Here is a 25,671-nt window from a genome sequence, read left to right on the forward strand (position 1 = left end):
TAAAAAACCTGGCCCTATACACGACAAAAATCAATAATTAGGGAAACTATAAGGGTTTATCAATACTTTGAATCCATTAAAAAAGCCGGGAATTACCCGGCTTTTCTAAGCTTAAACAGCTAAAACACTAGTTAAATCAACGGAAAATCGACAAAATCGCAGCTGCTTCGGTATTCATTTGGCTAACCAAATAATAATCGATGGATTGTTGATTGTTCAATTGCTGTAACTTGGCTTGCATCGCAGTAGCATCAATGTTTTGGATTGTGTCTACTGTATTTTGCAAACCAGACTTAAGGGCTTGAGTAGCACTTAAGGTTGCGACCAAACCTGCTTTTGAAGCACTCAGTCCTGCTTGACCAGTTGATACAGTGTTGATTAATGTAGTCAAGGAGGAGATTGCATTTCTAGCATTTTCTACTGAACTACCAGTAGTAGCGGAAAGTACTGTTGAGCCAGTATTTCGTGCCTTGATATACAAATACGAGCTGGTAGGAGTCGCAGTTCCGTTATAAGTATTACCTACGGTATAAAGACTATTCATCGTTGCATAGGTATTGCCTGTGAAAGTACCAACGCTAGTTGCAGGTTGTGTTCCATTGGTCATAAAGTTATAAAATGCTGTGGCAATGGCTGAATCAGCGGCGCCAGATGCTCCAGCAGTAAAGGTTAGGCCACCAACGGTAATACTTTGACCATTCGTTAAGGTGCTAAAAGTGACTTTATCAATAGCTGCTGTTCCTGCTGAATAGGCTGCACCTGCTTGGGTATTAGTAACTACGCTTGCGGTAGATGTAGAGCCAGTTGCCACTAAACCAGATGTGGCTTGTCTTGTAGAGCCAGCTTTTTGAGTAAACGTTAAGACTCCAGAGCTTGAAGTTACATCAAATCTGGCTGCCATAGCAGATTGAGCACTAGAGTTATCTGATATGGTGTAGTCGATAAGGTTACCTACGCCACCGGCATTGGTGCCGTATGTAATAAAAGCTGCTAAAGCATCTGCAAGTTCAGCCGCAGTTGCACTAGTAGCTGAACCACCTGTAATTTGAACATATCCAGTACCAGTACTAATCTTAACTGTTGAAGCAGTGCTAGCTGTAAGATGCGCAGCTGTGCCAACGTTAAATGTATCAACCGAGGCAGTGCCTGCAGTAGCATCCACACCTGCAACAACGTTATCAGTACCAGCAGCAGTTTTGGCTACCAATGATGTACCTGTGTTGCCCTGTGTAATGCTCAGTGCAGCAGCAGTAGTCGCAATAGTTGCAACGTTAACACCAGCCACAGTGGTTTGTGATGCGGATGCACCATCAATGCCAGTAGTTACAGCAATTCCAGTTGAATTTGCCAGCAAATTATTACCATTAACTGAGGCTCCTGTTCCTAAATTAGCAACCTGAGTAGCTAAAGCAGCAAAAGTTTGATTCAGACTTGAAGTATCATCTGTCGTAAGACCAGCGCTGGTTGCTTGAGTAGCTAAGGACTTCATCTGAGTCAAAATATCAGCAATTGATTGAAGTGCAGTTTGTGCTACGCCGATTACATTATTGGCATTCGAAATGTTGTTTTCTACTTTGCCATAAGCATCTGCTTGAGCAGAAAGGCGAGTTACTACACCATTTTCTGCAGGGTTTAAAGTTTTTTGACCTGAAGCAAGTTGTGACTGAACATCAACGATTTGATTTTGTATATCTTTAACTGACTGTGAAAGAGTTAAAGCTAAACCTGATAATGGCATTGGCATGATTCTTTTCCTTTAGTATAGATTTATGCATCCAAAATGGATTGCAATAAACAGTCTGGTTACGCGAAGTGCATAACAACAAACCAACTTACGAAAAAGCATCAGTGCGCAGTGCTTAGACTACATCAACAGAGCTTGGCGCCAATAGTGACATTAGCTTGTTTGAAAACCTCCGAAGAAGCTTTCTTATATTCTCATTAACGGTAGGAGGTTCACTAACTTGAGTCTTTTAGATAGAAATACATTAAAAAAGCTGGAAATTACCCTGTTTTTTTAAGCTTGAATAGTCAAAAAACCAGTTAAATTAAATTATGCCTAAAATGCCCTGGAAAGCAAACTTAAGAGCTTGAATGGAGCCAACGTTGTTATCGAACATCATATAACCTTTATATTAACTAAATGCCACGTCCGCCTAATATTCCTAAACGCCAACTACCTGCCGCAAATAAATTGCATCTAAAACAAGCGGAATTGGTGAACATGTTGCAATCAGGTTTGAAACTTATTAGTAGTGGTAGCTTTATGGAAGCAAAATCTATCTTTGAGGAAGTATTAAAAAATCAGCCTAATCATTTTGATGCACTGCAGCTGTTAGGCGCCTTAATGACACAACTTCAAGAATATCCTCAAGCAATAGAGTTGCTTTCTGCGGCCATTAAAATCAATCCAAATTACCCCAATCCTTACTCCAGTCTGGGTACTGCCTTGCGGGGATTGAAGCGCTTTGATGAGGCCTTAACTAGTTATGACCAAGCGATCAATATCAAACCAGACTATCTAGAGGCTCACTACAATCGCGCAAATACTTTAGTAGACTTGGGGCGCTTAGATGAAGCCTTATTTAACTATGATCAGGCTATCTTAATTGAGCCGGCCTTCGCAGATTGTCATCACAATCGCGCAAATGTTTTCAAAGAATTGGGGCGCTTAGATGAAGCCTTAGCTGGTTATGATCAAACTATTTTAATTAAGCAAGACCATTCTGATGCACATTTTAATCGCGCAAATACTTTGGTGAATTTAGATCGTTTGGATGAAGCCTTGACTAGTTATTGTCAAGCCATTCTAATTAAGCCGGACAATGTGTCGGCATATAATAATTTTGCGAATATTTTGCAAAAATTAGGGTACTTGAATGAAGCTATCGCTAACTTTGACAAAGCCCTCAGCATCAAGCCGGACCTCCTAGAGGCTCACTACAATCGCGGTAATACTTTGCAGGCACTTAAACGTTCTGAAGAAGCCTTAGCTAGCTATAACCAAGCTCTCAGTATCAAAACAGACTATGTAGAGGCTTTGCTTAATCGCGGTAATACTTTGCAGGCACTTAAGCGTTTTGAAGAAGCCATAGCCTCATATGACCAAACGATTATCCATAATCCGGAGTGTGCTGAAGCTTATAGCAATAGAGGAAACGCCTTGCGAGATATAGGTCGTATGGATGAAGCCTTAGTTAGCTTTAAGCGGGCTCTAATGCTTAACCCAGAGTATCCATTTCTAAAGGGGGGTGTGCAACATGCCAAAATGTTTATATGTGATTGGAGTAACTTTTTTGACCATATTGAGTTGCTTTCTCAAAAAATTGCCACTAATGAACAAGTTGTCTTACCGTTCATAAATCTTTGCTTGATGGATGATCCTGAGTTACACCTAAAAGTCTCAAAGACCTATGAAAAAAAAAGTTTTCAGAAGATTCGCGATCTAGGCCCTATTCTTAAAAGATCAGCTAGAAGTAAGATTCGGCTGGGTTATTTTTCCCCTGATCTTTATAGTCACCCAGTATCAATTTGGCTTGCTGAGCAGCTGGAAAATCATGATAAATCTCAATTTGAGTTATTCGCTTTTTCATTTAACCAAGTAAAAGATCCTATGCGAGATCGGCTTGAGAAGGTCTTTGATCACTTTATTGAAATAGACCAAATGTCTGATCCGGAGGTTGTGCAACTTACTCGTGAACTCGGGATAGATATTGCCTTTGATCTTTGCGTTCATACATCCGGCGCTCGCCCAAGTATTTTTGCGATGCGCGCAGCACCAATTCAGGTAAGTCATTTAGGATACCCTGGTACATCGGGATCTGAATGTATTGACTATATTATTAGTGACCCCTTCGGCATACCCGAGAACTTCAAAACCCTCTATACTGAAAGAATTGCTTATGTACCATGCCCATATACCTATGATACTGAGCGCCAAATTAACGCTGAGTTACTAAGCCGAGTGCAATTTGGCTTGCCTGAGAATAGTTTTGTGTTTACCTGTCAAAATGGTCACCAAAAGATTACTCCTGAAACTTTTGGTATTTGGATGGATATTTTAAAAGCCGTTCCTGATAGCGTGCTGTGGTTGCTAGAGCCTAATGCAAGTGCCAAGAATAATTTAATAAAAGAAGCAATTGTGAGGGGCGTTCAGGGTCATAGATTAATTTTCTCCAAGAGAGAATTCGCATTACCAGAGCAGGAAAAAGAACGAATTGGTCGTTATTTGGCAAGCTACAGGTTAGCTGATTTGTTTCTAGATACTTGGCCCTACAATGCAGGCACTACCGGAGTTGATGCTCTTTTTGCCGGATTACCAATATTGACAAAGGAAGGTAAAAGCATGGTATCGCGTATGGTTACTAGTGCCTTGCATGGAATTGAGATGCCTGAGTTAATTACAAGCTCTGTAACTGAGTATCAGTCATTAGCTATTGATCTAGCAACCAATCCTCAGTATCTGCAGGCACTAAAAGAAAAGCTTATCAGAAATAAATCGCAAACTCTTTTATTTGATGCGCCTACCAACACTCGGTACTTAGAGGCTGCATACAGGAAGATGTATGAGCGTTACCAAGGAGATATAGAGCCAGATCACATTTATATAACAACCTAAATTTCTAGAGTTAATAATAATAATTAGATATTATTGTTTCTGGTGAATTGGCTATGTTATTGCTCTATTGGTGCATTTGAATTTTATTTGTATGTGTGTAGTGTAAAAAATCTCTTCACTTAAATAAATTTGTTAATGCAAATGCTATTTGCTATGAAGTAGATGCGCTAGCTTTTTCATTGGCGACAACAAGCTTCTTGTAAGCTGTAGGGTCCAGCTGGCTAATCAATTGGTAGTCAATATTTTGCCGGCTTTGCAATTGAGCTAGCTGCGCCTTGAGCTTGACTGGGTCAATATTCTGTATTGCACTAACTGAATCTTGGGCAGTCTTTGCTTGACCAGTAAGTTTGTCAGCCTGGGCTGCAAGTCGTGTCGACGTCATCTTGAGCAAGGCTTGACCATTATTGATCTGGGCTAGCGCGCTATTGAGAGCATTCATTGCTGCTTGGGCATTTTCTGGTGTATCGAGCTTGATATTACTCATCAGGCCGGTAGTCATCATGCCGTAGATATTGACGCTGTTAATGAATGATCTTGAGGCAGGCGTTTTATCTGTGCCGATGATGACATTCATACCAGCAGTGCCGGAGAGTAGGTTGGTGCCATTTAAGCCTGCTTTAGTAGCTAGCTTACCAATCTCAGTGACGAGTTGTTGAAATCTAAAGTTGAGGTTAATGCTGTCAGAAAAACCCAGGGTGGGGTTGCTAGCTTGAGCTGCCAGCTGTTGCATCTGCGGCATCAGTTTTAAGATGGAAGTAATTGCAGTTTGCGCAACCCCAATCGTCTTCTGCGCATTCGCAATACTGTCTTGCGGTGTTGCATAACTTTTTGCCGCTGTAGAAAGTTTGGTAACTTCGTCTTGCTGCGCAGTTGTTAGCGTGGCCTTGCCATTCTTTAACTGCGTATTAATGGAATTTATTTTTGTCTGAAAATCTTTTACATAGTTTGTAAAAGTATCAACTAAGGTAGTTTTGGCAATGCTCATAATGATCTTTGATCTTGCCTAGTTTCTGTGTGTTGTTGCTTTGCTTACTGTAGTTAGGTTTATTACGTATTTACGTAACGCGTCTAATTATTTTTTGAGCAGAGCAACAGCATCATTAATCATGCCATCGGCTACTTTTCCAGAGTCAACAGTGAACTGACCGCTTTCAATTTCACTGCGGATCATATCTACTTTTTTTGAATCAAATACAGGGCTATTTGCAATCGTTGCTTGCAATGCTTGTAGTTGACTAGAAAGTTTAGTGATATCAGCAGCAGGTGGCTTTACTGAATTAGCGCTAGGCCCAATCGTTGAAGTAGGGTTGCTCTCACTCGCAGCGGGTTTTTCCACTACGGTGTTGAGCGCGGTCTTCAAAGAATCATTAATTTTCATGGGAACACTTTAGCCTAATTTAGGTACTGCTCGTTTCTCAGTTTTTTGAGTCAAACTATCAAAACACTATACAACCTACTGCCACATCACCTGAACTACTTCTACATCTTCTCTAACGGCTTTATCTAGCCTAACTTTAGCTAAATCCGGCTTTCCTTGGCGCGTTAGAAGAATATAAATTATCGGTTTAGCCTACTTGCTCTGGCCGCCTACCTCAACTACGCCATTTTCTTTAGCAATTCCGGTCACAACACTGCCATTACTGACCTTGACTTTGACTAGTTCACCTTCTGAGGCTTCATTTAAGGCCTGGCCGTCGGTACTGATCGAGAATCCCTTGCCGCCACTAGAAACCCTCACAGATTGCCCTTTTTGCACAATCAGGGGCATTTTGAGCATTTCTTTTTTGAGGACGGTGCCTGCTACTAGCGACATTCTGGCGGTTTGACCGATCACTCGGTTAAATTCCGTAAAAATACCAGCTGGCAGGGTAGTGAGATCGCCTTTTTGGAGTTGTAATTCATTGGCGGAGATGGTTTGACCCTGGCCGATCGGGGCTCCGGCGACGACATAGTTCGCAATGATGCTCACATTCGCTTGGACATACACGGTCCATGGTTTTGGTTGGCCACAGCGCACACCCACGGTTGTTCTGCCCCAAGCAGCACTATTTGGAGGAAAAAAGGGCTCTGGAGAAGGGCAATAGGTCAATTGCGTGCCTTCTTCCATCGGAGTAACGGTAATTTCTGGTTTGCCAGGGGAGCCGGCGCTTTGGGTGGTCAAAAAGTCTTTCACTTTTTGATTAATGATGCGCAGATTCTGGAAAGCAGGCGGGCTACCGGCATTGGTGGCTGGATTCTGGCCTGAAGCTGGGGGTGGAACTTGGGCCCAGCTGATTTTGGGATAAAGCACCAAAAAGGAGATCAACACATTGGCAATCATGCCAATGATTAAGGTCTCAAAACCATGGAAAAAAGACCCAAAAAGAGGCTTGTCAGCACTTTTCTTGAATTCTAAGGGCGTTTCGTATGAGGAATGCATGCTTAATTCCAGTCCAAAAGGATGGCGAAAACATGATTTTAGGATTTTGGGGGCCAGTCAATGCCTCAATTAGCCGAACTATTACCCCTTTTATTGGCAAATCAAGGAAGGGGTGGGCAAATTACATTAGTGAAAATGCCATAAATAGGTATCTGTAATGCTACACAACCTATTACGGCTGACTTGAGGATTTCTTTAGGGAAATTGGAGAAATAAATGGATAAATTAGACGCGCTCTTTGATTTTAATGCAACCGCCCTGCGGGTGAGGGCTCAACGCCAGGAAATTTTAGCGGCCAATATCGCCAACGCGGATACCCCGAACTATAAAGCACGGGATATCGACTTTGCCGCCTCACTCAAAAAAGCCCTAGAAGCCAATGTGGCTAGTGCCGCCAATAATGCGTCGGTGAGCTCTAACGGCAATATGTCGCTCGCGACTACTCATGGCAAACATATTCCCGGGGGTACTGGCGGCGTTAATGAAGCTGACTTACTCTATCGCCCCTTGATTCAGGGCAGCGTAGACGGCAACTCGGTTGATGGTGAGGTGGAAAGAACAGCCTTCGTGGATAACGCGATTCATTACGAAGCCAATATCACGATGCTCAATGCCCAGATTAAAGACATGACTGCAGCACTCAGTCCTACTTCCTAATTCTTTTCGATAGAACGGTAAATTCAAATGGCCTCCTTACAAAACGTTTTTAATATTTCTAGTTCAGCGATGAGCGCACAGTCGCAGCGCTTAAATACGGTCGCCAGTAACTTAGCAAACGTAGATAGCGCTACTAGCTCAAACGGTCAACCTTACAAAGCCAAGCAAGTTGTTTTTGAAGCAACACCAGTGGGTAGCTCTGGTCACCAGGGTGTCAAAGTCAACAAGGTAATTGAAGATCAGTTGCCACCACGCATGGTGCACGATCCAGCAAATCCATTAGCAGATAAAGATGGCTTTGTGGCGATGCCAAACGTGAATGCAACACAAGAGATGGTGAACATGATTTCGACATCACGCTCTTATCAAAACAACGTTGAGACGATGAACGCTGCAAAAACAATGTTACAAAGAACATTAACGATTGGTCAAAACTAATAGGGACTAAAGATGAGTGCGATTCAAAACAATACAGTCAGTAACAGTGCAAGCAATAGCGCAAGTAATGGCATCAACACTAAATCCATCGGCGGTAGTGCTACTGCAGCCTTGAACGCATCTGCTAGTTCTGCAGCGCAGATCCAGGATCAGTTTATGACCTTGTTAGTTGCGCAAATGAAATATCAAGATCCTACTGATCCAATGAAGAGTGCGGAGATGACCAGTCAAATGGCTCAGATCTCTACAGTAGAAGGCGTCAATAAGCTTAATAGCTCCATGAACTCTCTCTTGTCGCAAATGCAATCGAGTCAGGCATTTCAAGCTTCAGGCCTGGTTGGTAAAAGTGTGCTGGTTCCTGGTAATACATTAAACCTCACAAAAGGACAGGCGACTTTTGGCGTACAACTAGATTCTCCCGCATCTTCCTTGAAGGTTAATATTTTGAACGGCGCAGGTCAGTCAGTCGATGTGATGACATTGGGCCCACAACCTGCCGGCACTGTACCCTTAGCTTGGGATGGTAAAGATATCAATGGCAATCAGTTACCAGATGGCCCATATAGATTTCAACTAGCAGCTAACGTAGCTGGTAAGAATGTGAATCCAACTGGCTTAGCAACGGCTAATGTCACTGGCATTCTCAATCCTACCGCGAATACCAGCGCACAGATCATGTTGGATAACAACACGACCACCAATATTTCAAATGTGGCGCAGATTCGCTAATTTGTCAGTCAAACACTAATAACCAAAACACTGTTAATCATTAAAGGATTCATATGTCATTTGTCGAAGGATTGAGCGGTTTAAATGCAGCCTCAGAACATTTGAGCGTGTTGGGCAATAACATTGCCAACAGTGCAACGGTCGGCTTTAAAGCCTCACATGTTGACTTTACCAATGTGCTGGCCCGACAACTCAATGCCGCTAATTCTGGATCACCAGTACAAACTGGGGGTGGGGTACTGGCATCAAATGTGATGCAATCGTTTACCCAAGGTCCGATTAATACAACAACCGTACCACTCAATGCGGCCATTAATGGTCAAGGCATGTTTGCACTACAAGACCCGGTTTTAGGTCAAACAGTCTATACCCGCAATGGTCAATTCACTCAGAACGTCGAAGGTTTCTTGGTCAATGGTTCTGGCTTTCAGGTACTCGATATTGCAGGTGCACCTATTGAGTTACCAGTAGCACCAAATGATATTCGTCCTGGTTCTGCTAATGCTAATCAAGTAGATGCGGTTGGCTTTAATTCACCGCTATCACCTTATGGCACTGTTACTTTTGGTGGCTTAAGCTATACCAATACCGATGGCAAAGTATTAACTGCGGCGCAAGTAGCCTCTTTATTTAGTGGTCTGCAAGCAGGTGATACACCGGCAACGATTGCAGCTCGCTTTAGTAATTCAAGTACAAATAATTACCCGTTATTTACTCCTGCAAACAATACAGTGAGTTTTAATAATCTGGCTGCTAACGAAAGCGTTACCGTTGCAGGCCTGACCTTTACCGCTAGTGCATCAGGTGCAACGTCAGCGAATGTGGCAGCAGCATTTACTGGTTTAGCTGATGGCACTGTGAAAAATAGTGTGAGCGTGACTAATGGTGTTCTCAATGGCACATTGGCTGGTGTACAAACAACGAGTGCGCAAGCAAGCAATGGCGCATTAGCGTTTACCAATAGCAATAACACGTTAAATACACAGCTGTCTATCAGCGCTTCGAATGGAAATACTCCAATCGTTGCCAATACAGCACCAGTCATGACGGGTATGTTTGGTGGAGTGTTGAGTAACTACAACACCTTAGCTGCAATACCAGCCAATATTCCAACAACATACTTAGGTCAAAACATCACACCAGCTCAGCAAGCAAATACCAGCTGGGTACAGGCTACTTTTACTGGATTTGGTGAACAGCCTGCGATTAATGTGACTGCATCTGGTTTCTTGACGGGTTCTATTCCAATGGTGGCGACTAAAACTCCCGGTACCGCTATTGCACATCTAAATACGATGGCGATTAACGAAACGGGCACCATCATTGGTACTTATAGCGATGGCCTTACTAGTGAACTTGCGCAAATTGGTGTGGCAAGCATCCCAAGCTATACCGGCTTAAAAGCAGTGGGTAACGATACCTGGGTAGAAACCTCTAAATCAGGTGTGCCTTTATTAGGTAGCGTGCAACTGGTCGGCAGCAAGATTCAGGGTTCTGCATTAGAAGGCTCGAACGTGAATCAAACGCAAGATATGGTGGCTTTGTTGGCAGCTCAGCAGGCTTATCAAGCTAGTGCTCAAGTGGTCAAAATTGAAAATCAAATCTATCAAACCCTCATCGGAATGAATGGCTAAGGCAGCTATTAATACCTTGAACGCCAGAGAAAGCTAAGGAGAAACCATGGATCGTGTAATTTATACCGCAATGACTGGAGCCCAGCATATCTTGGACCAGCAAGCGACGAACTCCAATAATTTGGCTAACGTATCGACTACTGGCTTTAAGGCGCAGATTGATTCTTTTCTATCTGTACCGATTCAAGGTGGCAGCTTGGATACACGCTCTTTTGTAGTCAATGCCTCAGGCGGTACAGATTTTTCTCCTGGTGCTATTAAGCAAACAGGACGTACTCTGGATGTGGCAATCGAAGGTAAGGGTTGGTTCAGTGTGCAACGCCCTGATGGTACAGAAGGTTTGACCCGTAATGGCTCATTCAAAATTAGTGAGAATGGTATTTTGCAAACCGCTGGTGGCCGTAATGTGCTTGGTGGTGGCGGTCCGATTACGATTCCTCCGAACGTCAATATCTCGATTGGTGCCGATGGCACGATCTCCAGTGTGGATCCTGCTGTGAGTGGTGGTCCTTCTACTCCGATTGATGTCATCAAGCTCTCTAATCCTGATGAAAAAAGCTTAGTTCGCGGTGACGATGGGTTATTTAAATCTGCTGGTGGTGCTGGTTTTGTAGCGGATCCTACGGTCAAGGTAGTGAATGGAGCCTTAGAAGACAGCAACGTGAGTGTGATTCATAGCATGGTCAACATGATTTCGTTAGCCCGCAGCTTTGATATTCAAATGCAGCTCATGAAGAATGCTGAGAATAGCGACCAACATGCCGCTCAGCTCTTCAATTTAAGTTAAGACTTTATGTGTCAAGATGCACCTAAATTAAAGGAAATAAGATGATACGCTCGCTCTGGATTTCAAAAACTGGCCTAGAAGCACAACAAACTCAAATGGACGTAATCTCCAATAACTTGGCGAACGTGAGTACTTCTGGCTTTAAAAAATCACGTGCGGTGTTTGAGGATTTACTCTATCAAACTCTACGTCAGCCTGGTGCGCAGTCATCACAACAAACCCAACTCCCTTCTGGTATGCAAATTGGTACTGGTGTAAAGCCTGTGGCAACTGAGCGCATCTTTACGCAAGGTAACCTACAGCAAACCAGTAACAATACTGATATCGCGATTAACGGAAGTGGCTTTTACCAAGTATTGATGCCTGATGGCACAACTCAATATACCCGCGACGGTAGTTTTCAGATTAATAGCACGGGCCAGTTAGTAACTTCTAGTGGTTATACCGTTCAGCCACCGATTACGATTCCAGCAAATGCTCAAACCGTTACGGTTGCAGCCGATGGTGTCGTTTCCGTCACTTTGCCAAATACCGTTGCACAGACCCAGGTTGGTCAAATTCAGTTGGCAACCTTTATTAACCCAGCTGGCTTGAGTGCTAAAGGTGAGAACCTCTACGCCGAAACTGCTGCTTCTGGTACACCAAACCCATCGAACCCTGGTGCAAACGGTACTGGTGTTTTAGTGCAAGGCTTTATTGAAACCTCTAACGTGAATGTGGTTGAGGAGATGGTCAATATGATCCAAACCCAACGCGCTTATGAAATCAATAGTAAAGCGATTACGACATCTGATCAGATGTTGCAACGCTTAGCTCAATTAGGCGGCTAATCCAAATGCGTTTAATGTTTAATTCTTGCAACTCCGCTATCAAGCTTGTTAGCGCTGTCTCGGCACTATCCATCTTAGGGGCTTGTGCCGTGACGCCTTCGACCATTACCCAAAACCCTGGTCCCGGTACCGCACGTCAATTCAATATGCAGAATGCTCCTGGAACGATCTATAGCACTGCAAGTTACCGTCCCATCTTTGAGGGTAATCGTGCCCGTGCTGTAGGGGATATCGTGACTGTGGTTGTTGCTGAAAGCACCACATCTAAAACGACTTTAAATAATTTATCTTCTAAAACCTCTTCATCTACTGCTACTGCAAAAGATCAGTTTGGCAATACGATTAGTCCAACTTGGAGTTGGGCTAACGATCTTTCTAATGAGAATAAAGGTGGAGGCCAGCAAGATAACACCTTTACAGGAAGTATTGCTGCGACTGTACTTGAAGTGTCACCAACAGGTTACTTAACCATAGCGGGCGAGAAACAAATTGGCTTTGATGAAGGCGCTCAGTTCATTCGTTTTTCTGGAACCGTAAATCCAAAAATGATTACTGTTAACAATACAGTGGATTCCAATACAGTAGCTGATGCTCGTATCGAATATCGTACCAATAACACCATGGATAGTTCTTACATGGCGAGTTCGATCACCCGTTTTTTCAAAACTATGATGCCTTTCTAATTACTTATGTTATTGCCAACCAGAACCCACCGTTTTTCATTATTTAGAGCAGATAAAACTCCGCAATGGCAAAAAAGCCTAGCAGCGTTTTTAGTGGTCTGCGCTGGTGTTTTGGCAAGCATGGTGATTGTTCCTGCAGCGCAAGCAGAGCGCATTAAAGATTTGGCTAATATTCAAGGCGTTCGTAGTAACCAATTAATTGGTTATGGTTTGGTGGTGGGCTTAGATGGTACAGGTGACCAAACTACCCAAACGCCATTTACTCTTCAGACTACTTTGAATATGTTGCAGTCATTAGGCGTCACACTGCCGCCAGGTACCTATTCACAAATTCAGTTGAAGAACGTTGCTGCAGTTATTGTGACTGCCAACTTGCCACCATTTGCGCAAATTGGTCAGAACTTAGACGTGACTGTTTCCGCTATGGGTAATGCCAAAACACTGCGAGGTGGCACACTCTTATTGACCCCTTTAAAGGGTGCTGACGGACAGGTCTATGCAATGTCTCAGGGCAACGTGGTGATTGGGGGCGCAAGCGCATCTGCTAACGGCAGCTCTGCAACGATTAACCAACTCAATGCCGGCCGTATTTCAGCAGGAGCAACGGTTGAAAGAACTATTCCGAGTAATTTGTTGGGTATGGAAATGGTCAGTCTTGAGTTAAGAAGCTCAGACTTTTCTACCGCCAGCATTGTGACTGCGGCCATTAATAAGCGTTTTGGCAAGCCCATTGCTTTTGCTCAAGACTCTAGAGTGATTCAGATTGATCCGAATACTGTCGAGAACGGTAATAGAGTGCAATTCTTAGCTGCCTTAGAAAGTATCGACGTCATTCCTGCCAAGGGTGAGGCGAAGGTTATTCTCAATGCGCGTACTGGTTCAATTGTGCTAAATCAAACGGTTGAGCTAGAGAACTGCGCAGTAGCGCACGGTAACTTGACTGTTGTCATTAGCACGACGCCGGTGATAAGCCAGCCAAGCGCATTCTCGAATACGGGCAATACGGTTGAGGCGAAGGTATCTCAAGTGAGCTTGAACCAAGACCCAGGTAATGTGATTCAGTTAGCTGGTGGTGCATCATTATCTGATGTGGTTCGTGGACTCAATGCTGTTGGTGCCACACCACAAGACCTGGTCGCCATCTTGCAGGCCATCAAAGCCGCTGGTTCGCTACGTGCTGAGCTTGAGATTATTTAAGCAATACCACAATGGCATTACCTAGTAACTCTATATCAGCGTCTGATGTCAGCAATCAACTGGCATTAGACACTAATAGCCTATCTAGTCTCAAAAAATCTGCTAAAGAAAATTCTCCTGAAGCTATAAAGGGAGTCGCAAAGCAATTTGAGGCGATCTTTATCAATATGATGCTGAAAAGTATGCGAGAGGCTAGTCCACAGGATGGTGTCTTTAATACTGAGCAAAATAAACTCTACACCTCAATGTTTGACCAGCAGTTGAGCCAAAAGCTCTCGTCAGGCAAAGGGATTGGCTTAGCCGACGTCTTGGTTAAGCAGCTCAGTAAAGCCGCAGGTATACAGACCGATGCGATCAAGCCAGGGGATGAACCCATTAGCTCAAAAGCACTAGGTCTAAATCGATTTGACCCCAATATCAGTTCTAAGGTATCTGCCTACACCTCGGTAGCATCCATGTATGGCAGCACTAAGCCTACTCCCTCATTTATGGATAAGGTCTCCAAACTCTTTAGTTCGCTCGAAGATGCAGGTGACGCAATGGCTTCTTCAGTAGGCAATGCTGTTAAAGAAACCGTTAGCTCATTTACGAACAAAATGTCTAGTTATGCGCAGCAAGCCAGTAATGCTACCGGACTACCAGCACAGTTTATGTTGGGTCAAGCTGCACTAGAAACGGGTTGGGGTAAAAAAGAAATCAAAGGGGCTGATGGCACCCAAAGTAATAATTTATTTGGCATTAAGGCAGGCGGCAGCTGGACGGGCAAGACTGTTTCTGCAGTCACGACTGAATTTATCAATGGTGAGAAGCAGACCAGAGTTGAAAAATTTAGAGCCTACGACTCTTATGCAGACTCATTTAAAGATTTTGCAAACTTGATTTCAAGTAACCCGCGTTACCAAAATGTCTTAAACAATCTGAGTAACGTCAACAGTTATGCCGATGCAATGGCAAAAGCAGGGTATGCTACCGATCCTGATTACGCCAAGAAGTTGGCTAGCGTGATCAAACGGGTAGGCAATCCCTCTTAGGAAATACTTCTGAATAAGTCGGTTTACTGACTTTATTGCACCCACTCTTTGAGTGGCAGCACTTGCTCATCAATAAACGCTTCCAATATAAAACGGTCTGCGCCACCGAGATTGGGGTTGATATGCTTATACAAAAGAAAAGTAATCATTTGGATGGCATTTTTACGAAACTCATTCGGAAACATGACATTGACTTGCAGATTCGAGGCTGCCAAGACGCTTTTGGAGTCCAGGGACCTGAGCTCCGGAATCAGCGATTTTTGACCATCCATCATCTTTACCAAAGCAGCCTTGTATTCAGCCCCACTGCGCATCGCATCATTAAAAGCCTGGCATAAGAGGCGGGCAGCTCGTTTGTCGGCTACCCTGATTTTGGAGGCACTGGTTTTCATGGGATTTGGGCTATAAAGTCCTGAGATACCGCTTCATTTTAGAAGATGTCATAATGCCATGACTACTGAGATGTAATGCATCTAAAACTATTAAAACTGGACCCTGTATGGCTGCTTTAACCGAATCCGAGCTCATTGAAAGATTATGCAGAACCTTTAACACCCAGTTTTCTGGTAACCGTAATGCCATGCAATCTCTGGCAACGACTATTGAACTCTCAGAAAGTTTGCACCCTGGATTACGGGGTCTAAATGGCAAGAATTTTCTATCCTCATTCACAGATCGTATGAATGTTTGGCACCCAGATGAGGTGAGAGCACTCGTGATTGATATGTTGATTCATTTGGTCAAAGAAAAAATCACTACGGATTCATCAAAACAAGCTCTCAGCAGAGAGATTGACGGCTACTTATTGCCTATCAAATTTTGGTGATGTGAACAGGCTCATTGCAGTTATTCAGGATGAGACTGGAAATGACCTCTTCATGAGACGCAAGATTGAGGGCTAGACTCTCAACGAACTGCATCTTGATAGCCATTATTAAATTGGTGGGTTATTCACTATTAGTTAGTGGTGATATACAGTAATATTTCCCGATCGGGAATATATGCCTATAATTTGAGCAAATAATCTATAAATTTCCCGATCAGGAAATTATGTTGAAAAAATAGGCATATTTGATTAAAATTTCCCGAACAGGAAATATTTATGAGCACATCCATTCAAAATTCAACAGATTTAGGTAGTCTGATCCGTGAAACTCGTAGGCGTTTGAAATTGACTCAACCACAATTGGCGCTCGCCGCTAACGTGGGGGTAAGGTTCATCGTTGAACTGGAGGCGGGTAAACCCACGCTTAGATTGGAAAATATTCTCAGGGTGTTGCAAGCCTTGGGTGGTGTATTAAGCGTAGAGGGCATGGACCCATTTATTGTAAACAAGCAAGAGGGTGCGCGCTAAATGGTTCGAGAACTAAACGTCTGGTTTTTTGGTGAGTGCGTTGGTGTGCTAACTCAAGACGAGGGTTATCTGTCTTTTCGATATTTACCTCAATGGCTAGAATCAAAAAATGCTAAGCCTCTTTCGCACTCTTTGCCTTTAATTCCCGAATCATTTGGCGACAAGATTACAAAACCTTTTTTTGCTGGCTTATTGCCAGAGGGTGAGAAGCGTGCTGCAGTAGCCAGCATCTTAAAAGTATCCAGTAAAAATGATTTTGCATTATTGGATGGTATTGGGGGTGAGTGTGCAGGTGCATTGATTTTATTGGAGCCTGGTCAAATACCTCCTCTAGAAGCGCATGCAAGTGAATCGATAGAGTGGCTTAAGGAAGATCAATTACTTGGAGTCCTAGAGAAGCTGCCGAAGCGACCATTGCTTGCTGGAGAGTCCGGATTAAGACTTTCTCTTGCAGGAGCCCAAGAGAAGTTACCGGTAGTTGTTAGAGAGGTGCAGAGTGAGGTTGCTCGAGGTAATTATTTTGAAATTGGCCTACCAAAAAATAATATTCCCAGCTCGTACATACTTAAGCCAGAGATATCGGATGTGGATGGAAGTGTTTATAACGAAGCCTTTTGCCTTGCCTTGGCTAAGGAGCTAAAGCTAAGTGCAGCTACCGCTCAGATTGGCTGCACAAAAGGTAAAACGTATTTGTTGGTAGAACGATATGACCGTTTTTGTGACAGCAATGGACTATTAACAAGATTGCACCAAGAAGATTTTTGTCAGGCATTGAGTGTGGGTCCAGAGTTTAAATACCAAAATGAGGGTGGGCCATCTATTGTCGATGGATTTGCATTGGTACGTAAGGTCACCACACCGAGTGCCCCTAATCTTTTGAGGCTACTGGACTACATCATCTTTAATTGCTTGGTTGGTAACAACGATGCCCACGCAAAGAACTTTTCATTACTATATGGTCGAAATGGAATTCAATTAGCGCCACTCTATGACGTGTTATCAACAGCGGTCTATCCAGGTCTTACCGATAGTATGGCCATGAAGATTGGCAGCAAATACCGCTTCGATGAATTGCATGCACGCCATTGGGTACAGATGGCCGAATCTGCCCAGTTAGGTGCACCTCAATTAAAGAGGAGAGTACTTGAGATCGCTGATGTATTGCCAGGACTTGCGCAGAGTCTTCACACTCAATTCAAAGCCAATGACTTGGATCACCCAATTCTTGGTCAAATTACTTCATTGATTGAGGGGCGCTGTAAAACAACAATCAAGCGCTTTGCTATCAGCGAGTAAATACATGATAACTGGCGGAGATCAATTTTTGAAGTGAGCAATTTTCTCTTGATTAAGCTAGTCGCCGATCAATTAGAAAGGCGAAGAACTTATAGCTCAGTTTTATTTTTTAATCGCCATTTCTTTCATTTTGTCCCGCATACCCTTTAGTTCAAACTCGACACTTTCTACGCGGGTGCTGACACTGACCACTTTTTCGCGGGTTGATTCAAAGGCATCAATGGCATTGCGGGCTTCAGCCTGATTTTCCTCAATAATTCTAAATATAGTTTTGATTACTTTTTCTTGCTTATCAATCGCATCACTCAGCTTGACCACAAAAGCAGCAATACCGATCACCATGATGATCAAAATGACAAAGAGGAGGGGGCCGAGTAGATCGAGGAATGACATAGGGTGAGATTATAGCGTCAGTGTGTTTCTGCAGTTACAGATGATTCTTGCATCACTATTTTATTGACTCTTGGTTTCCATGTGCTGAGTCTGAGGCAGTGTCGCTGGTTGGGCTAATGGTTGGGCTAACTTAGCAGGAGTAATATCTGAGCCTGGTTGTTGACCAGAATCACTTAATAACAAAATAGAGACCCTTCTATTTTTTGCTTTACCTGCTGCAGTGTCATTGGACTCTATCGGTCTGGATGAGCCAAATCCGGTTGCACTCAAGCGTGCCTCACTAATGCCTTTTTGATTCAAGATATTGAGAACAGTAGTCGCCCTGATGGCGGAGAGCTCCCAGTTAGAGTTGAAGGCTTTGGTATTGATGGGTTGGTTATCAGTGTGACCTTCAATATCAATCGCTTGATCACTTTTAGCCAGAATAGGGGCAATTTGCGCTAGCGTATTGAGCGCCGCAGGGCTAGTGACGCTGGCTGATCCAGGGCTAAATAAATAGCTATCAATGATGTCAATGCGCACGCCTTTAGAGGTTTGCATGACGCCAATCTTGCCATCTTCAATCAGCGGTTTTAAAGCCGTAGTCAGGTCTTTTTCAACCCGATTCATCTTCTCCCGCTTGATAAAAGCCATGTCACGTTTGAGTCTAATGAGGCCCAGGGGGTCAATCAAGATAGGGCTTGATTCAGTTTGAGTCCCTGCGATCTCTCCACTAGGCTTAAGCTTGACATCGAGCTTGCTATCGCCCTCAGTCGTTTGTACTGGCGCAAAAGCCGATATCAGGGAATTGGACAAGGCATCGTACTTTTTCTCATTAATGCTTGAGCTAGCGTACATCACCACAAAAAAGGCAAAGAGCAGGGTGATGAAATCGGCGTAGGATACCAACCAGCGATCATGGTGTTCGTGATCTTCTGGGCGTTTACGTCGCTTTAAGGGAGGATTTTTAAAGGAGGTATCCAGACAAACGGTCCTCTATCACCTTGGTATGTTCGCCATAAGCAATCGATGCTAAGGACTCAACTAACATCTCGTATTTTGAGACCTCAAGTTGCAATAGGGTTTTGAGTTTATTAGCAATCGGAATGAACACCAGGTTAGCTAAGCCCACACCGTAAATCGTTGATACGAAGGCGATTGCAATGCCGCTACCCAGCAATGTCGGATCAGATAGGTTTTCCATCACATGGATCAAGCCCATCACTGCTGCCAAAATACCAATTGTGGGAGCATAACCACCCGCAGAATCCCAAATCTTGATCGCATTACGCTCATGTAGTTCATATTGATAAATATCATTGGCGCCAATTTCTTTAATGGTTTGCGGTGGCGCGCCATCAATGGCTAAACGGAGAATCTTTTTCACAAAAGGATCAGGCGTCTCGACCATGAAGTTTTCTAACTTTAAGACACCTTCTTTTCTGACTACCATGCTCCAGTGAGAAATTTCCATTGCCAAAGCAGTGCGCTGATCAATGGGCTCTACAAAGACATATTTGAGTTTGGCAATACCACTACGAAAATTAACGGGGCGACTTTGCAGTAAGACCGCACCAAAAGTGCCAAAGGTCACAATAAAAAAGGCTGAAGGCTGGAGTAGTGATCCAATTCTGCCGCCATCAATCGATTGACCAATCAAAATACCAATGAGTGCAAGTGCAATACCGCCTAGGCTGGCCCAGTCCATAATTTCTCTTTTAAGGTTGCGCGTATCCGAGCGACTGCTTGGCTATGCATTTGGGAAACACGGGATTCAGTGACGCTCATGACAGCGCCAATTTCTTTTAAGTTGAGTTCTTGTTCGTAATACAAGCCCATCAACATTTTTTCTCGTTCTGGCAAGGCGTCAATCGACTGCTTCAGGGCTTCTTTAAAGTCTTTGGACAGTAAGCCATTAATGACATCACTTTTATTATTCTGAATAAAGCGATCTAAGAAGTGATCTTCTTCTTCGCCCTTATGGACATCTTCAAAATAAATGAGTTGATGACCACTACAGTCAGTCAACATCTGAAAGTAATCGGCAATATCGAGTTTGAGCTTTTTGGCAACTTCACTTTCTGAAGGAGCTCTGCCAAGACTTTGTTGCAAGCTAGCAATCGCTTTTTCAACATCGCGCATTTGTTTGCGAACATTGCGAGGCAACCAGTCCGCATTACGTAGTTCATCCATGATTGCCCCATGAATGCGCTGGGTCGCATAGGTCTTGAACTGGGCACCTTGATTATCTTGGTATTTGCCGGCAGCATCTAGGAGGCCCATCATGCCCGCTTGGATCAAATCATCTGCTTCCACGCTGGCCGGCAACTTGGCCTTGATCTGATAAGCCATCTTCTTGACCAGGTCGGCGTATTGATGGACCAGAGTTTCTTTCTGGTCTGTTTTTCCGTCGGCCTTGTACATGATCTTATTGAGTAGGGGCTATACCAAATTGGGTAGTAAAAATAGGGTCTCTAGTAATCATGCGTGTCACAACAAGGGGTGAGTCCATGACGACTGGGCTTACCCAACTGTTGCTTAGTGTACTAAAACCCATGATTTCCAGTTGAATCTGTGAAAAAGCCCGGCTGGCATGCTTGAGGTTGCGAAAGACGGTCTTCGCAGTCTCAGGATTTTGGGCGCTCACGATGATCCCAAAGACCCGGTTTTCAGGGCTTTTCGCCAATAATTTGATGATCCCAAAGGCACGCTTAATAGACTCTGAGCTTTGCGCCAACTTGAGTACGATTTCATGCTGGTTCAAGAGGGCTAGGGGCAGCTCTTGGGTGTGATCCAGACTCATATCGATAAAGTGGATATTGTTCCTATCGATTTCCTTGACCAAATCGGGCAATAGGTAACCTTTACCTTGAGCTAGCCTCGCACCCAAGCTTTTGATAGCACAAGCCTTGGTGGGCATCAAAATTCGTCTGAGGCCCTCTGCTTGATCGCGTGGATTAAGCATATTGTGCTTGCCCTAATGTCATTACGCTAGATTTGCTGAAAAAAGCGGGCAAGTCTTCTGGTCTGACAATCGAGAGGTGATCGCTAGAGTCTTCTTGTTTGAAGGCTTCTTCAATCAAAGCGATTTTATCTACTAGAGCAATGTCTTCTGGAACGCGCTGACCATTAGTGAGATAGAGTACTTTGAGCTTGTTTTGCAAGATAACATTGATTACGCTTCCCAAACCAATGGCTTCATCTGCCTTAGTGATGATGCAACCATCTAAACCTCTGCCAGCAAAAGCCTTGCTAACATTATTGAGGGTATCTAAGGTACCGCTAGCATTTAAGCAAATGATTTTTTTGATATCGCGTGATGCCTCGCAGAGCATATCGAGTTGGCTGCTGACCATCTTATCTTTTTGGCTCAAACCGGCCATATCGATCAGAACGAGTTTTTTGTCTTGCAACTTCTCTAAAGTTTGTTGTAATTCTTGAGCATCTTTAGCGGCAAACACTTCCACACCCAAAATCTTGCCATAAATGCGTAATTGCTCATGGCCGCCAATACGGTAGGTGTCGGTGCTCACTAAGGCAATGTCTTGGTTGCCATGTTTGAGAACAAAGCGAGAGGCAATTTTGGCGATCGTCGTAGTCTTGCCAACGCCAGTAGGTCCAAGTAGGGCATAGATACCATGTTGATTCATGATCTCCGCTTCATTTTCTAGAACTTGCATATTCTTGGCGAGTAAGTTCATTGCCCAAGGTTTAGCTTCTTTAGCTGAAAAATCGGACGGTAATTTGCTAATAACGCGCTTAGCTAAATCTAAATTAAAGCCAGCAGATAAAAATTGGCTCATCAAATCACGCTTATTCGGGCTGAACTCGAGGGTGCTATTAGATAGGGTTTCTAACTGTGCCTGAAACTGGTTGCGCATCTCGCGCATCTCCTTGAGCATTCCTTGAATCTGTGGATGGTTGATAATCTCTACAGGCTGCTCTTTAGGTGCCATGACTTCTTCATGAGAAGTAGTCAACTCCACAGGAGGGGAGGTCACCTTAGAGGTAGATCTACCATTAAGTAAATCAACGGTCTCTTGTACCTTTTTAGCTTGCAAGGCTTTTTCTGCCTTTTCCTTAGCACTGCTGACGCTGTCGAGTAGCTTGGAGCCTGGAAGGGTGATCGATTCACTGCGTGCCAAAATTTCGGTCCAGCCGTTAATCGAACGATTAGAAATAATGGTAGCATCTTCACCAAGCTCTTCTTTGACTTGCATCAAAGCCTGACGAGTCGTTTTGGCTAGAAATTTTTTCATGGTCATACTGAACCTCCAATTAAGTTGGCAACACGGATAGTTTTAGAATCAGGTAATTCTTCATGAGACAGCACACGTAAGTTAGGCGTGACTCTCTTCAAAAATTTGGCTAAGGTAGCGCGTAAGGGTGAAGCAACGAGCAATACCGGAGAATGTCCGTTTCTCTCTTGCTCTTTAGCAGCTTCATTCGCCTCATTGGCAAGGGTTTTGGCAATACCTGGCTCAATCGAGCTATTGTCACCAGAACCCGTGACTGCTTGCATCAATAAACGCTCAAGATTGTTCTCTAATGAAATCACTGACATCTCATTACTGTTAGGGAAGAGTTGCTGCGTAATCGCGCGACCCAATTTCACTCTGACTTTGGCAGTCAGATCAGCGGGATCTTGAGTGTGGGGTGCGTATTCAATCAGCGTTTCCATAATGGTGCGCATATCGCGGATCGTGACACCTTCAGCCAAGAGGTTTTGCAGTACTTTTTGCACTACTGAGATGGTGAGTAATTTTGGAATCAGGTCTTCAACCAATTTAGGCGACTCTTTGCCGAGTAAGGTCACTAATTGTTGAACCTCTTGATGACCTAATAGCTCTGAAGCATGCATGCCCACCACATGATTTAGGTGAGTAGCAATTACGGTGCTGGCGTCTACAACGGTATAGCCTTTACTTTGTGCTTCTTCGCGTAGTGAGTGATCAATCCAAGTAGCTGGTAAATCGAAAGCAGGGTCTGAAGTGACGGGACCAGGTAATTCACCGGTGACATTGCCAGGGTTGATCGCTAAGAACTGACCGTAGTGAGATTCGCCTTTAGCAATTTCAACGCCCTTGAGTTTGATGACATAGGCGGAAGGCTTGAGATCTAGGTTGTCACAAATATGCACAGGCGGGGTTAAGAAACCCACATCTTGAGCAAACTTTTTACGCAAGGCCTTGATCCGTTTAATCAAATCGCCACCATGGCGTGCATCGACTAGTGGCACTAAGCGGAAGCCGACCTCAAGACCCAAAGCATCAACTGGCATAACATCATCCCAAGTCGCATCGATAGACTCTTGCGCCACTTCTTCGCTGGCTTTTGTCTCTGACTCCAGCAGTTTTTTGGTTTGACTTTTCAATGAGTAAGCAATACCGCCAAGGGTGGCTGCAAGCAATAGGAATGCCAAATTGGGCATACCAGGAATGAGACCCATGCCGCCAATAATGATGGCAGTGATATTGAGAACCTTAGGATTGGTAAAGAGTTGCTTGGTCAACTGCGTACCAATATCTTGATTATTGGCTACGCGAGATACCACAATACCAGCAGCAACAGAAATAATGAGCGATGGAATTTGCGCGACTAAGCCATCACCAATAGCTAGCAGAGTGTAATTTTTTACCGCATCACTAAAGCTCAAATCATGCTGGAGCATGCCGACAATCAGGCCGCCCAAAATATTAATGACGATGACGAGGATGCCCGCAATCGCATCACCACGCACATATTTAGAGGCACCATCCATAGCACCATAAAACTCTGCTTCTTGACCAATTTCAGCGCGGCGACTGCGGGCTTCATCTTGGCCAATTAAGCCTGCGTTGAGATCAGCATCAATCGCCATTTGCTTACCTGGCATTGCATCTAAAGTAAAACGAGCACCCACTTCAGCAATACGACCAGCACCTTTGGTAACCACCGTAAAGTTAATGATGGTCAAAATAATGAAGACCACGATACCGACAGCGTAGTTACCACCAATTAGGAAGTGGCCAAAAGCTTCGATCACCTTACCAGCCGCTGCGGGACCGGTATGACCTTCTGTTAATACTAAGCGTGTAGAGGCCACGTTCAAGCTCAGGCGCAACATGGTGGTGACTAAGAGTACTGTTGGAAAGGCTAAAAAATCCAAAGGCTTGGAAGTTTGCAGTCCAATCATCAATACTAAAATAGACAAGGCAATGTTGAAGGTGAATAACAGATCTAAGCCAATTGCCGGTATCGGCAAAATCATCATGGCTAGCAACAGCACAATGATGATAGGACCCGCAACCGTCTTGCTGTTGAGGCTTTTAAGAGAGTCTAAAAATTGTGTGAAGTTCATGATGCAAGCTCAAGTTGCTTACTGCTAGATAAAGGATCTAATTCATCGGGCACAACAATGTTGTGCGGTTGAGTTGGGTAAGCACCGCTGCGACCATTGAAGTTCTTGACCTGGAATACAAAGGCCAAAATCTCAGCAACCGCGAGGTATAAGGATTCTGGAATTTCAGCATCAAGCTCGGTATTGGCGTAAATCGCACGCGCAAGCTTAGGTGATTCCAGGATCAAAATTTCATGTTCTTTGGCTATCTCCCGAATGCGTAGCGCTAAGGTGTCGGTACCCTTTGCTAACAGCATTGGTGCTCGCATATCACCTTCTTTGTATTGAATAGCAACCGAGTAGTGCGTAGGGTTGGTGATAATCACATCTGCTTTTTGCACATTAGACATCATGCGGCGGCGTGACATCTCTCTTTGTTGTTGACGAATCTTGGCTTTGATTTCGGGGTTGCCGTTACCTTCTTTAGATTCTTGTTTTAATTCTTGACGGCTCATCTTGTGTTTTTCAGCGTAGCTATACAACTGATACGGCACGTCAACCAAAGCAATGGCTACCAAGGCACCCACAATAAAAATAAATGACTGCACCAGAAATAAACCGGTCTTTGCTAAACCGACCTCTACTGGAATGAGTGAGAGGGTGATCAGCTCTGCAAAATCAGCAGCAATAACGTAATAGGCCACTATGCCAATGAGCGTTGCCTTGGCGATGGATTTAAACAGTTCTACTAAAGAATTTTTTGAAAAGAGATTACCCATACCTTTGATGGGATCCAGTCTTTCAAAGTTAGGAACTAATAAGTTGGTACTGAAGTTCCAGCCGCCCACCAATACTGGTGCTGCTAAAGCGGCAATGGTTAAAGCAAAGCCTAATGGAGCAAAGGCAATCAATAAGTCGATGATTTGATCAGATAAGCGCCCAAGACCTGCTTCAGTGTTAAACGCTAGTCTGCTATCAAAGGTTAAGCCATTACTTAAGAGATCTTTGAGGGAAGCATTTAGGTGAGATCCTAAGCCCCAGATAGATAGTCCGGCGGTAAACAGCAAGACGCAAGTCGCCAATTCCCTTGAGCGAGGAACGTCACCCTCTTCGTACGCTTTTTCTAGTCGCGTCGACGAGGCCTGTTCTGATTTTTCTAAATCGCTTTCTTCTGCCACCGCTACACCTTAAAAAGGATTAATTTGCTGATAAATGATTTTCAGCGAGCGGGTTGTAAATGAATTGCTGGAAAAGGGGGGTGAACCCCCCTTAATTCAAGCTTCTAAAACTGGGATTATTAGCAATAG

General features: G+C 43.9%; 26 protein-coding genes. 13 read left to right on the forward strand and 13 right to left on the reverse strand.

All coding sequences use genetic code 11. The annotated features are described in order from the left end of the window. Positions 1-136: 136 nt before the first annotated feature. Positions 137-1,744 (reverse strand): hypothetical protein, encoded by a 1,608-nt coding sequence (locus tag AOC29_RS04055; RefSeq protein ID WP_215296747.1) that lies wholly within the window; start codon positions 1,742-1,744, stop codon positions 137-139. 480 nt (positions 1,745-2,224) lie between these two features. Between AOC29_RS04055 and AOC29_RS04060 the strand changes: the two genes are divergently transcribed. Continuing rightward, positions 2,225-4,618, forward strand: a complete 2,394-nt coding sequence (locus AOC29_RS04060; RefSeq protein WP_371819551.1) for a tetratricopeptide repeat protein — start codon at positions 2,225-2,227, stop codon at positions 4,616-4,618. Between the two features lie 151 nt (positions 4,619-4,769). On the opposite strand, the gene AOC29_RS04065 is transcribed toward AOC29_RS04060, so the two are convergent. From AOC29_RS04065 to flgA, 3 genes are all read right to left on the reverse strand, one after another. Further along, positions 4,770-5,603: a hypothetical protein gene (locus tag AOC29_RS04065; protein WP_215296749.1), complete on the reverse strand. Its 834-nt coding sequence runs from the start codon at positions 5,601-5,603 to the stop codon at positions 4,770-4,772. 87 nt (positions 5,604-5,690) lie between these two features. After that, on the reverse strand, positions 5,691-5,996 hold the full coding sequence (gene flgM / locus AOC29_RS04070) for a flagellar biosynthesis anti-sigma factor FlgM (protein ID WP_215296750.1): 306 nt from the start codon (positions 5,994-5,996) through the stop codon (positions 5,691-5,693). A 192-nt stretch (positions 5,997-6,188) separates the two neighbouring features. Then, positions 6,189-7,037 (reverse strand): flagellar basal body P-ring formation chaperone FlgA, encoded by an 849-nt coding sequence (gene flgA / locus AOC29_RS04075; RefSeq protein WP_215296751.1) that lies wholly within the window; start codon positions 7,035-7,037, stop codon positions 6,189-6,191. 216 nt (positions 7,038-7,253) lie between these two features. Between flgA and flgB the strand changes: the two genes are divergently transcribed. The 9 genes from flgB (at position 7,254) to flgJ (ending at position 15,023) form a co-directional block, all read left to right on the forward strand. Then, complete coding sequence (gene flgB / locus AOC29_RS04080; protein ID WP_215296752.1) at positions 7,254-7,694, forward strand: flagellar basal body rod protein FlgB; 441 nt, start codon at positions 7,254-7,256, stop codon at positions 7,692-7,694. Positions 7,695-7,721: 27 nt separating this feature from the next. Next, entirely contained in the window at positions 7,722-8,132 is a 411-nt protein-coding gene (flgC, locus tag AOC29_RS04085) for a flagellar basal body rod protein FlgC (protein WP_088526015.1), read from the forward strand. Between the two features lie 12 nt (positions 8,133-8,144). Continuing rightward, a complete protein-coding gene (locus AOC29_RS04090) occupies positions 8,145-8,861 on the forward strand; it encodes a flagellar hook assembly protein FlgD (RefSeq protein ID WP_215296754.1) in 717 nt (238 codons plus the stop codon). A gap of 53 nt (positions 8,862-8,914) precedes the next feature. Beyond that, the gene (locus tag AOC29_RS04095) at positions 8,915-10,495 is read left to right on the forward strand and encodes a flagellar hook-basal body complex protein (RefSeq protein ID WP_215296755.1); all 1,581 of its coding nucleotides are present in this window, start codon (positions 8,915-8,917) and stop codon (positions 10,493-10,495) included. 46 nt (positions 10,496-10,541) lie between these two features. After that, the gene (gene flgF, locus AOC29_RS04100; protein ID WP_215296757.1) at positions 10,542-11,282 is read left to right on the forward strand and encodes a flagellar basal-body rod protein FlgF; all 741 of its coding nucleotides are present in this window, start codon (positions 10,542-10,544) and stop codon (positions 11,280-11,282) included. A 41-nt stretch (positions 11,283-11,323) separates the two neighbouring features. Next, complete coding sequence (flgG, locus tag AOC29_RS04105) at positions 11,324-12,112, forward strand: flagellar basal-body rod protein FlgG (RefSeq protein ID WP_088526011.1); 789 nt, start codon at positions 11,324-11,326, stop codon at positions 12,110-12,112. 5 nt (positions 12,113-12,117) lie between these two features. Then, complete coding sequence (locus tag AOC29_RS04110; RefSeq protein ID WP_215296759.1) at positions 12,118-12,795, forward strand: flagellar basal body L-ring protein FlgH; 678 nt, start codon at positions 12,118-12,120, stop codon at positions 12,793-12,795. A 120-nt stretch (positions 12,796-12,915) separates the two neighbouring features. Next, the gene (locus tag AOC29_RS04115) at positions 12,916-13,992 is read left to right on the forward strand and encodes a flagellar basal body P-ring protein FlgI (RefSeq protein WP_240553885.1); all 1,077 of its coding nucleotides are present in this window, start codon (positions 12,916-12,918) and stop codon (positions 13,990-13,992) included. An 11-nt stretch (positions 13,993-14,003) separates the two neighbouring features. After that, the gene (flgJ, locus tag AOC29_RS04120) at positions 14,004-15,023 is read left to right on the forward strand and encodes a flagellar assembly peptidoglycan hydrolase FlgJ (RefSeq protein ID WP_215296761.1); all 1,020 of its coding nucleotides are present in this window, start codon (positions 14,004-14,006) and stop codon (positions 15,021-15,023) included. 32 nt (positions 15,024-15,055) lie between these two features. Here the strand turns inward: flgJ and AOC29_RS04125 are convergent, their stop codons facing one another. Continuing rightward, a complete protein-coding gene (locus tag AOC29_RS04125) occupies positions 15,056-15,415 on the reverse strand; it encodes a hypothetical protein (RefSeq protein ID WP_215296763.1) in 360 nt (119 codons plus the stop codon). A gap of 107 nt (positions 15,416-15,522) precedes the next feature. On the opposite strand from AOC29_RS04125, the gene AOC29_RS04130 reads away from it, so the two are divergent. The 3 genes from AOC29_RS04130 (at position 15,523) to AOC29_RS04140 (ending at position 17,673) form a co-directional block, all read left to right on the forward strand. Then, entirely contained in the window at positions 15,523-15,849 is a 327-nt protein-coding gene (locus AOC29_RS04130; RefSeq protein ID WP_215296765.1) for a hypothetical protein, read from the forward strand. Positions 15,850-16,125: 276 nt separating this feature from the next. Further along, a complete protein-coding gene (locus AOC29_RS04135; protein ID WP_088526006.1) occupies positions 16,126-16,377 on the forward strand; it encodes a helix-turn-helix transcriptional regulator in 252 nt (83 codons plus the stop codon). Beyond that, on the forward strand, positions 16,378-17,673 hold the full coding sequence (locus tag AOC29_RS04140) for a type II toxin-antitoxin system HipA family toxin (RefSeq protein WP_215296767.1): 1,296 nt from the start codon (positions 16,378-16,380) through the stop codon (positions 17,671-17,673). It begins immediately after the preceding gene. A gap of 102 nt (positions 17,674-17,775) precedes the next feature. Here the strand turns inward: AOC29_RS04140 and AOC29_RS04145 are convergent, their stop codons facing one another. The 8 genes from AOC29_RS04145 to flhB are packed head-to-tail and all read right to left on the reverse strand — an operon-like array spanning position 17,776 to position 25,542. Further along, a complete protein-coding gene (locus AOC29_RS04145) occupies positions 17,776-18,066 on the reverse strand; it encodes a hypothetical protein (RefSeq protein ID WP_088526004.1) in 291 nt (96 codons plus the stop codon). Between the two features lie 60 nt (positions 18,067-18,126). Next, a complete protein-coding gene (locus AOC29_RS04150) occupies positions 18,127-19,029 on the reverse strand; it encodes a flagellar motor protein MotB (protein WP_215297341.1) in 903 nt (300 codons plus the stop codon). Then, complete coding sequence (locus tag AOC29_RS04155) at positions 19,013-19,753, reverse strand: flagellar motor protein (protein ID WP_088526002.1); 741 nt, start codon at positions 19,751-19,753, stop codon at positions 19,013-19,015. Before AOC29_RS04155 ends, AOC29_RS04150 begins: the two co-directional genes overlap by 17 nt. After that, positions 19,735-20,469 carry an RNA polymerase sigma factor FliA gene (locus AOC29_RS04160; protein ID WP_088526001.1) on the reverse strand — a complete coding sequence of 245 codons (735 nt, stop codon included), beginning with the start codon at positions 20,467-20,469 and terminating at the stop codon, positions 19,735-19,737. Before AOC29_RS04160 ends, AOC29_RS04155 begins: the two co-directional genes overlap by 19 nt. 4 nt (positions 20,470-20,473) lie before the next feature. Next, the gene (locus AOC29_RS04165; RefSeq protein ID WP_215296768.1) at positions 20,474-21,010 is read right to left on the reverse strand and encodes a hypothetical protein; all 537 of its coding nucleotides are present in this window, start codon (positions 21,008-21,010) and stop codon (positions 20,474-20,476) included. Then, entirely contained in the window at positions 21,003-22,310 is a 1,308-nt protein-coding gene (gene flhF, locus AOC29_RS04170) for a flagellar biosynthesis protein FlhF (protein WP_215296770.1), read from the reverse strand. Before flhF ends, AOC29_RS04165 begins: the two co-directional genes overlap by 8 nt. Then, a complete protein-coding gene (gene flhA / locus AOC29_RS04175) occupies positions 22,307-24,385 on the reverse strand; it encodes a flagellar biosynthesis protein FlhA (RefSeq protein WP_088525998.1) in 2,079 nt (692 codons plus the stop codon). Before flhA ends, flhF begins: the two co-directional genes overlap by 4 nt. Further along, positions 24,382-25,542, reverse strand: coding sequence for a flagellar biosynthesis protein FlhB (gene flhB / locus AOC29_RS04180; protein WP_215296772.1), 1,161 nt, complete (start codon positions 25,540-25,542; stop codon positions 24,382-24,384). Before flhB ends, flhA begins: the two co-directional genes overlap by 4 nt. Positions 25,543-25,671: the final 129 nt, after the last annotated feature.

The sequence above is a fragment of the Polynucleobacter sp. JS-JIR-5-A7 genome (genome assembly GCF_018687935.1).
Lineage (GTDB): Bacteria > Pseudomonadota > Gammaproteobacteria > Burkholderiales > Burkholderiaceae > Polynucleobacter.

Excerpts from the sequence above, each read along its gene's own strand:
- AOC29_RS04055 (WP_215296747.1), bottom strand. The coding sequence starts at position 1,744 with ATGCCAATGCCATTATCAGGTTTAGCTTTAACTCTTTCACAGTCAGTT.
- AOC29_RS04060 (WP_371819551.1), top strand. The coding sequence starts at position 2,225 with ATGTTGCAATCAGGTTTGAAACTTATTAGTAGTGGTAGCTTTATGGAA.
- AOC29_RS04065 (WP_215296749.1), bottom strand. The coding sequence starts at position 5,603 with ATGAGCATTGCCAAAACTACCTTAGTTGATACTTTTACAAACTATGTA.
- flgM (WP_215296750.1), bottom strand. The coding sequence starts at position 5,996 with ATGAAAATTAATGATTCTTTGAAGACCGCGCTCAACACCGTAGTGGAA.
- flgA (WP_215296751.1), bottom strand. The coding sequence starts at position 7,037 with ATGCATTCCTCATACGAAACGCCCTTAGAATTCAAGAAAAGTGCTGAC.
- flgB (WP_215296752.1), top strand. The coding sequence starts at position 7,254 with ATGGATAAATTAGACGCGCTCTTTGATTTTAATGCAACCGCCCTGCGG.
- flgC (WP_088526015.1), top strand. The coding sequence starts at position 7,722 with ATGGCCTCCTTACAAAACGTTTTTAATATTTCTAGTTCAGCGATGAGC.
- AOC29_RS04090 (WP_215296754.1), top strand. The coding sequence starts at position 8,145 with ATGAGTGCGATTCAAAACAATACAGTCAGTAACAGTGCAAGCAATAGC.
- AOC29_RS04095 (WP_215296755.1), top strand. The coding sequence starts at position 8,915 with ATGTCATTTGTCGAAGGATTGAGCGGTTTAAATGCAGCCTCAGAACAT.
- flgF (WP_215296757.1), top strand. The coding sequence starts at position 10,542 with ATGGATCGTGTAATTTATACCGCAATGACTGGAGCCCAGCATATCTTG.
- flgG (WP_088526011.1), top strand. The coding sequence starts at position 11,324 with ATGATACGCTCGCTCTGGATTTCAAAAACTGGCCTAGAAGCACAACAA.
- AOC29_RS04110 (WP_215296759.1), top strand. The coding sequence starts at position 12,118 with ATGCGTTTAATGTTTAATTCTTGCAACTCCGCTATCAAGCTTGTTAGC.
- AOC29_RS04115 (WP_240553885.1), top strand. The coding sequence starts at position 12,916 with ATGGTGATTGTTCCTGCAGCGCAAGCAGAGCGCATTAAAGATTTGGCT.
- flgJ (WP_215296761.1), top strand. The coding sequence starts at position 14,004 with ATGGCATTACCTAGTAACTCTATATCAGCGTCTGATGTCAGCAATCAA.
- AOC29_RS04125 (WP_215296763.1), bottom strand. The coding sequence starts at position 15,415 with ATGAAAACCAGTGCCTCCAAAATCAGGGTAGCCGACAAACGAGCTGCC.
- AOC29_RS04130 (WP_215296765.1), top strand. The coding sequence starts at position 15,523 with ATGGCTGCTTTAACCGAATCCGAGCTCATTGAAAGATTATGCAGAACC.
- AOC29_RS04135 (WP_088526006.1), top strand. The coding sequence starts at position 16,126 with ATGAGCACATCCATTCAAAATTCAACAGATTTAGGTAGTCTGATCCGT.
- AOC29_RS04140 (WP_215296767.1), top strand. The coding sequence starts at position 16,378 with ATGGTTCGAGAACTAAACGTCTGGTTTTTTGGTGAGTGCGTTGGTGTG.
- AOC29_RS04145 (WP_088526004.1), bottom strand. The coding sequence starts at position 18,066 with ATGTCATTCCTCGATCTACTCGGCCCCCTCCTCTTTGTCATTTTGATC.
- AOC29_RS04155 (WP_088526002.1), bottom strand. The coding sequence starts at position 19,753 with ATGGACTGGGCCAGCCTAGGCGGTATTGCACTTGCACTCATTGGTATT.
- AOC29_RS04160 (WP_088526001.1), bottom strand. The coding sequence starts at position 20,469 with ATGTACAAGGCCGACGGAAAAACAGACCAGAAAGAAACTCTGGTCCAT.
- AOC29_RS04165 (WP_215296768.1), bottom strand. The coding sequence starts at position 21,010 with ATGCTTAATCCACGCGATCAAGCAGAGGGCCTCAGACGAATTTTGATG.
- flhF (WP_215296770.1), bottom strand. The coding sequence starts at position 22,310 with ATGACCATGAAAAAATTTCTAGCCAAAACGACTCGTCAGGCTTTGATG.
- flhA (WP_088525998.1), bottom strand. The coding sequence starts at position 24,385 with ATGAACTTCACACAATTTTTAGACTCTCTTAAAAGCCTCAACAGCAAG.